This is a genomic window from Burkholderia anthina (assembly GCF_902498995.1).
Classification (GTDB): domain Bacteria; phylum Pseudomonadota; class Gammaproteobacteria; order Burkholderiales; family Burkholderiaceae; genus Burkholderia; species Burkholderia anthina.
Genome location: NZ_CABVLY010000026.1, coordinates 106,727 through 114,171 on the forward strand (window position 1 = coordinate 106,727; position 7,445 = coordinate 114,171).

Annotated in this window: 6 protein-coding genes; 2 read left to right on the plus strand and 4 right to left on the minus strand. The window is 62.1% G+C overall.

Annotation, left to right across the window (positions count from 1 at the left end; all coding sequences use genetic code 11):
• Nucleotides 1-10: 10 nt before the first annotated feature.
• On the minus strand, nt 11-439 hold the full coding sequence (gene mraZ, locus BME24068_RS28035) for a division/cell wall cluster transcriptional repressor MraZ (protein WP_006400450.1): 429 nt from the start codon (nt 437-439) through the stop codon (nt 11-13).
• Between the two features lie 386 nt (nt 440-825).
• Entirely contained in the window at nt 826-1,452 is a 627-nt protein-coding gene (gene coq7 / locus BME24068_RS28040; protein WP_174927989.1) for a 2-polyprenyl-3-methyl-6-methoxy-1,4-benzoquinone monooxygenase, read from the minus strand.
• 280 nt (nt 1,453-1,732) lie between these two features.
• Here coq7 and BME24068_RS28045 point away from each other — a divergent pair, with 280 nt between their 5' ends.
• Nucleotides 1,733-2,890, plus strand: a complete 1,158-nt coding sequence (locus BME24068_RS28045; protein ID WP_096506134.1) for a porin — start codon at nt 1,733-1,735, stop codon at nt 2,888-2,890.
• Between the two features lie 130 nt (nt 2,891-3,020).
• On the opposite strand, the gene BME24068_RS28050 is transcribed toward BME24068_RS28045, so the two are convergent.
• Nucleotides 3,021-4,694, minus strand: coding sequence for a long-chain fatty acid--CoA ligase (locus tag BME24068_RS28050; RefSeq protein ID WP_174927990.1), 1,674 nt, complete (start codon nt 4,692-4,694; stop codon nt 3,021-3,023).
• A gap of 136 nt (nt 4,695-4,830) precedes the next feature.
• Nucleotides 4,831-6,906, minus strand: coding sequence for a molybdopterin-containing oxidoreductase family protein (locus BME24068_RS28055; protein WP_174927991.1), 2,076 nt, complete (start codon nt 6,904-6,906; stop codon nt 4,831-4,833).
• 290 nt (nt 6,907-7,196) lie between these two features.
• Between BME24068_RS28055 and BME24068_RS28060 the strand changes: the two genes are divergently transcribed.
• Nucleotides 7,197-7,445, plus strand: a 249-nt coding sequence (locus BME24068_RS28060) for a hypothetical protein (protein WP_217462571.1), incomplete at its 3' end; no start/stop codon positions are given.

The window sequence follows — 7,445 nt, forward strand, 5'->3', positions numbered from 1 at the left end:
GTCACCGCAATCAGAACGTGAAATTCTTCAGCGCGTCGGGCATGCCCTGCGCCATCGCTGCCTGCTCCTTCGCGATGTAGGTCTGCGAATCCCACAGCTCGAAGTGACTACCCATTCCCAACAACATGACTTCCTTTTCCAGTCCGGCTGCCATTCGCAGCTCGGGCGATACAAGAATCCGGCCCGCGCTGTCGAGATCGACATCCATCGCATTCCCGAGAAAAATCCGCCGCCACCAATGTGCGTCCATCGGCAGCGCGGCGATCTTGGCGCGGAATACTTCCCATTCAGGGCGTGGAAACAGCAACAGGCAGCCGTCCGGGTGCTTGGTCACAGTCACCCGTCCTTCTGCCTGTCCTTGCAGCGCTTCGCGATAGCGAGCCGGCACCGACATCCGCCCTTTCGCATCGAGCGTCAGCGCCGACGCCCCTTGGAACACTTTTCCGCTCTCCCGTTCAGGGCACCGAAGCACCCGCTCAATGCTCAGAATTTAGCCGGAATAGCCCGCCAAATCACACAAAAATACACTTTCTCACACTGTCTCCCACTTTAGAGGAAGGGTTTGGCACGGTCAAGGGAGCGGCCCGGTTTTTTGACGAATTTTGTTAGTTAGAACAAGGACTTACGCGAACATGCTCATGCGGCCCCTCATTCCAAAAACCGTTATAAATGAATGAGCTAGTGCAACTTGTGAAGGTGATACGTGAGAAAGGCGGGCCAGACTGGCGTTCGGACGGGGCTTTCGGGGGCGGGAAAACGCGGAAAAAACGGGCGGTATCGGGGACGGCGGACCGGGGCGGCGTCGTGCGCCGCCCGGCCCAAATCTCAGAGATAGTACGCAGTGCTCGTCATGACTTTCGACGCGGCGCGCATCAGCATGCGCGCGGGCAGCGGCAGTTCGATTCCGCCGGCGTCGGTCGCGGCCTTGCCGTGTTTCTCCTCGTCGGCACGCATCTGCTCGACGATCGCGCGCGACGCCGTGTCGCTCACTGGCAGCTCGGACAGATGAGAGTCGAGGTGGCTCTCGACCTGCCGCTCGGTTTCCGCCATGAAGCCGAGGCTGACCTTGTCACCCAGCGTACCGGCTGCCACGCCGATCGCGAGCGCGCCGACGTACCACAGCGGGTTGAGCATGCTCGGGCGCGAATCGAGTTCCTTCAGCCGATGCGCGGTCCATGCGAGATGATCCTCCTCCTCGCGCGCGGCTTCCTCGAACATCGCCTTCGACGACGACGAGCGCGCGGTCAGCTTCTGCGCCTGGTAGAGCGCCTGCGCGCACACCTCGCCGACATGATTCACGCGCATGAGTCCGGCAGCATGCGTGCGCTCCGCGGGCGTGAGTTCGCCGGCCGGCGCCTCCGCCGGCACGGGCACGGCGCGGCTCATCCGGCTCACGCCGGTCAACGATCGCAGGCCGCGATCGAATTCGCTGATCAGTTCATCCAACACCATCCTGTTTCTCCTGGCTGCGTGCGCTGCCGCGGACGGCAAGGACACGTGTTCCGCTGCGTAACCGACTTGATTATTCAGCGGAAATTGCGGTTAACCCGTGATTTTAACCATTGTTGCATAAAGGAAACATGGCGACCTTGAGGTGCGGCATTTCGCTTTGTGGCAAAAAACGGTTTTGCTACATTACGTGCGACTTCTTGTGAAGTTGATGGGGCCCGTCAACACAACATAACTATCCGCCCCGCCAAAAAATAATTCAGTGATTCTTGGAGATCCGTTAATGAAAAAGTCGCTTCTTGCGCTCGTCGCGCTGGGCGCGTTTGCTGGCGCAGCCCATGCGCAAAGCAGCGTGACGCTTTACGGCATCATCGATGAAGGTTTCATCTTCAACAACAACGCCAAGGGCGGCCACCTCTACGGCCTGTCGAGCGGCGTGCTGCAAGGCAGCCGCTTCGGCCTGCGCGGAACCGAAGATCTGGGCAGCGGCCTGAAGGCGATCTTCGTGCTCGAAAACGGTTTCGACGTCAACTCCGGCAAGCTCGGCCAGGGCGGCCTGATGTTCGGCCGTCAAGCTTACGTCGGCCTGTCGAGCCAATACGGTACGGTCACGCTGGGTCGTCAGTACGACTCCGTCGTCGACTTCGTCGGCCCGCTCGAGGCAGGCGACCAGTGGGGCGGCTATATCGCTGCACACCCGGGCGACCTCGACAACTTCAACAACGCTTATCGCGTAAACAACGCGGTCAAGTTCACGAGCCAGAACTACGGCGGCTTCTCGTTCGGCGGCCTGTACAGCTTCGGCGGTCAAGCCGGCCAGTTCTCGAAGAACCAGGTCTGGTCGCTCGGCGCCGGCTACAACAACGGCCCGCTGGTCTTGGGCGTCGGCTACTTGAACGCACGCACGCCGGGCAACTTCGGCGGCATGTTCAACAACGGTTCGTCGGCTGCAACGACGGCCGTGTCGTCGCCGGTCTACGGCGCATATGCGAACAACGCGAACACGTACCAGGTCATCGGTGCAGGCGGCGCGTACACGTTCGGTGCAGCGACGATCGGTGCGACGTACTCGAACATCAAGTTCAAGGGCTTCTCGGCCGGCCAGTTCGTGAACCAGACCGCGACGTTCAACAACGGCGAAATCAACTTCAAGTATCAGTTGACCCCGGCGTTGATCCTCGGTGCAGCGTACGACTACACGCAAGGCAGCAAGATCGACGGCGCGTCGGCTGCCAAATACCATCAAGGCTCGGCGGGCATCGACTACTTCCTGTCGAAGCGCACGGACGTCTACGTGATCGGCGTGTATCAGCATGCATCGGGCAACGCGCTCGACGCGAACGGCAACGTCATCAAGGCGACGGCTTCGATCAACGGCCTCGACCCGTCGACCACGAGCAACCAGGTCGCAGCGCGCGTCGGCATCCGTCACAAGTTCTAATCAGCTTGCCTGACAAGCCGCAGCATATTGAAGGCGCCTTCGGGCGCCTTTTTCTTTTGCGGTCCGAAAGTCTGAAGCGGCGCTCGGGGTGCGTCTCGCGGATGCCGGGCTCGTTCATTCGACGTCGGTGTTACGCGCGGCCGTCGCGCAGTTCGCGCCGCAGGATCTTGCCGACGTTCGTCTTCGGCAGCTCGGTGCGGAACTCGACGAGTTTCGGACGCTTGTAGCCGGTGAGCCGCTCCTTGCAGTACGCGAGGATGTCCTTGTCGGTGAGTGCCGGGTCCTTCTTCACGACAAACAGCTTCACGGCTTCGCCCGAGTGCTCGTCCGGTACGCCGACGGCCGCCACCTCGAATACGCCCGGGTGCGACGCCACCACATCCTCGACCTCGTTCGGATACACGTTGAAGCCGGATACGAGGATCATGTCCTTCTTCCGGTCGACGATCTTCACGTAACCGCGCGTGTCCATCACGCCGACATCGCCCGTCTTGAAGAAACCGTCCGGGAACATGACCTTCGCGGTTTCGTCCGGCCGATTCCAGTAGCCGGCCATGACCTGCGGCCCGCGGATGCAAATCTCGCCGGGTTCGCCGAGCGCGACGTCGTTACCCGCGTCGTCGCGAATCGCAACCTCGGTCGACGGCAGCGGCAGGCCGATCGTCCCGCTATACTCGGTCGCCGTCACGGGGTTGCAAGTCGCCACCGGCGACGTTTCCGACAAGCCGTACCCTTCGACGATCGCGGTATGGGTCTTCTCGTACCAGCGCTTCGCGACGCCTTCCTGGATCGCCATGCCGCCACCGTTGGCGATCACGAGCTTCGACAGGTCGAGCTGGTTGAATTCGGGATGATTCAGCAGCGCGTTGTACAGCGTGTTGACGGCCGGAATCGTCGAAATCTGGTACCCCTTCAACTCCTTGATCATGCCGCCGATGTCGCGCGGATTCGGGATCAGGATCCCCATGCCGCCCGTGCGCATCGTCAAGAAGCCGCAGACGGTCAATGCGAACACGTGATAAAGCGGCAGCGCGACAACCGTCACGAACTGCTTTACGTCGGGGTACTTCTCGTGGGCGGGATGGTGCCACGCGCCGGCCTGCAGCACGTTCGACACGATGTTCCGGTGCAGCAGCGTCGCGCCCTTCGCGACACCCGTCGTACCGCCCGTGTACTGCAGGAACGCGACGTCGTCGGGGCCGAGCTTCTGCGGCTTGAACGTCTGCCGCGCGCCTTCCGACAGTGCGGCCTTGAAGCGCGTAAACGACGGAAGCTGCCAGGCCGGCACCATCTTCTTCACGTTGCGCACGACGTAGTTGACGAGCCAGCCCTTGATGCCCAGCAGATCGCCCATCGACGCAACCACGACATGCTTGACCGCGGTATTCGCGATGACGGCCTGAAGCGTCGCCGCGAAGTTCTCGAGGATGACGATCGCTTCCGCCCCGCTGTCCTTCAGTTGGTGTTCGAGTTCACGCGGCGTATAGAGCGGGTTCACGTTGACGACGGTGTAGCCCGCGCGAAGCACCGCGACGATCGCCACCGGATACTGCAGCACGTTCGGCATCATGAGCGCGACGCGCGCGCCGCGTTTCAGACCGCGCGACTGCAGCCACGCGCCGAACTGGCGCGACAACGCGTCGAGTTCGCCATACGTGATGCTCTTGCCCATGCAGACGAACGCCTTGCGGTCGCGGTACTGCCGGAAGCTTTCGTCGAGGAGATCCGGGATGGATGGATACGGAGACGCGTCAATTTCGGCTGGAACGCCGGGTGGGTACGATTTCAGCCAAATTTTGTCCATGCCGCGCGTCTCCTCACAGATTTTCGAATGGTCGTGCTAAAACGCATCGTAGCGGCTCGCCCGTCCAGAAACAACAGGGTTAGATGCCCACTTCGAACTTTCAGACGAATTCGTCTGATCATACGCATAAATCCGGTCAAGTCCGCTCTACTTCCACAAGACAATCGTAAAACGTCGCCGAATTGCCGAGATCGGTCAAAGCCTGACTCGTCACTTCATTTGCGTTCCGGCCGTCCGGCGAGAGCTTCTTCCACCAGATCGACAACCCGACGACGAGTCCAGCACGCGCGCGATCGGTCACCCGCGCGAGCGCCTGCATCGATCCGCGGTCGTTGAAGACGCGGACGAGGTCGCCGTCGCCGATATCGCGCGCGTCGGCGTCGGTCGGATGGATATCGAGATGCGGTTGGCCTTCCGTGTTGCGCAGGCTGTCCACGTTCACGAACGTGCTGTTCAGGAAGTGCCGGGCCGGCGGCGAAATCATCGCGAGCGGATAGCGGGCGGCGAGTTCCGGCGCTGCTTCCTTCGATTCGAAGGGCGGCAGGTAGTCCGGCACCGGATCCATGCCCATCTGCTCGAGCCGTGCGCTGTAGAACTCGCACTTGCCGGACGGCGTGCGGAAGCCGCCGTTCGCGAACGGCGCGTCCGCCACGTTGAGCTTGAGCCACCCGGCGCGCTTCAGTGTGTCCCAGTCGCTGTCGAGCGCGGGGTCATCCCAACGAAGTGCCGCGCGCGCGATGTCTTCGTCACTGTGATAAAGCGCGGGCTCGTCGAGCCCCATGCTGCGCGCGATCCCGCGAAAGATCTCGGTGTTCGGCCGCGCGTCGCCCACCGGCGCAATCGCGGGCAGATTCGCCATCACGTAGGTGTGACCGTACGATTTGTGGACGTCGAGATGTTCGAGCTGCGTCGTAGCCGGCAACACAATGTCGGCGAAATCGACCGTATCTGTCCTGAAATGCTCGAGAACGACGGTGAACAGATCTTCTCGTGCGAAACCCGCCGCGACCTTCGACGAGTCCGGCGCGACAGCCACCGGATTCGAGTTGTAGACGATCACCGCTTCGACCTTCGGGCCGAACGTTGTGTCGCCCGGATGCAGTAGCGCGTCGCCGATCGCGTTCATGTTGATGATGCGCGGCAGTTTGTGCGGCCATCCGGGCATCAGATCGGGGCGCAGCAGCGCCGCCTGATTGACCGGCGCGGATTCCGACGACGACAGCAGCAACCCGCCTGCCCGATCTCGCCATGCGCCCGTCAGCGCGGGCAGGCTCGCGATCGCGCGCACGGCGTTGCCGCCGCCGCGCACGCGCTGCATGCCGTAATTGAGGCGAATCGATGCCTTGCGGGTCGCGCCGTAACGACGCGCGAGTTCGACGAGCTCCGACGCGTCGATACCGCAGATCTGCGCGACGCGCTCCGGCGGATAGGACAAGGCTCGCGCCTTGAGTGCATCGAAGCCGAGCGTATGCTGCGCGATGTAGTCGTGATCGAGCAGATCCTCGGTGATCAGCACGTGCATCATGCCGAGCGCGAAGGCTCCGTCGGTGCCCGGTTTCAACGCAATGTGCTGATGGCACTTTTCGGCCGTCAGCGAGCGATAGGGGTCGATCGCGACCAGGCGTGCGCCGCGACGCTTGGCTTCCTGCGCCCGAGTCCAGAAATGCAGGCTCGATGCGATCGGATTGGCGCCCCAGATCAGGATCAGTTCGCTTTCCTCGAAATGCTCGAGATGCATCCCGACGCTGCCACCGTACGTGTAGCGCAGGCCCGCCGCACCGGCCGCCGCGCAGATCGTACGCTCGAGCCGGGAGGCACCGAGTTTGTGGAAGAATCGCTGCGCGATGCCTTCGCCCTGCACGAGCCCCATCGTTCCCGCGTAGCTGTACGGCACGATCGCCTCCGGCGCGCGCGCGGAGATTTCCCCGAGGCGGCGACCGATTTCGTCGAATGCTTCGCTCCAGCTGATCGGCACGAAGCGCCCTTCCCCCTTCGCACCGACACGCTTGAGCGGAACGGTGAGGCGATCCGGATGATGGACGCGGTCAGCGTATCGACTGACTTTCGTGCACAACACGCCTTGCGTGGGCGGATGATCCGGATCGCCCGTGACCTTGATCGCCTTGCCGTTCTCGACGGTCACGCGCATTGCGCATGTATCCGGGCAATCGTGAGGGCAAACGGCCCGGGCTATCTGGGTGGCGGCGTTCATCGTTATGGGTGCGGGGATGGAGATTCGCGAATTTTACGTGGCCGTGCCGAATAAGGCTTCATTTCGCACGGATTTCCGGTCTGTTTTGCGAAAAAGCGGAATGGGGGAATGGTTGATCTCGACGCGGCGTCGATAGACTGGTGCGGCAATATCGACGGATGAATACATGACGAAGGGTGCCGGCGAGTTGCCTCGGCGAGCCCGGTGCATTGCCTTTTTGGGCGTTTTTTGGGCGCAAATGTACGGAGATATGCGTAGAAACAGCGCAGGACGCGCTGGATGCACCCGTGATGGTGCTGTTGGCTTCGCGAGATGTAGCTGCGCGCATGGGCAACGCCGCGAACGGTTGTATGAGGTGTGGCTTGGCGGGCACCCCTGCTTGGGCGGCATTTGAAGGCCGAATCGCCTCCGCACCGTCGGCATGCATTTCCGGTCACGCAAATGCAAAAACCCCCGCCTTTTGGGCGGGGGTTCTCGGCTTAGGGAGCCTGACGATTACCTACTTTCACACGGGTATCCGCACTATCATCGGCGTAGAG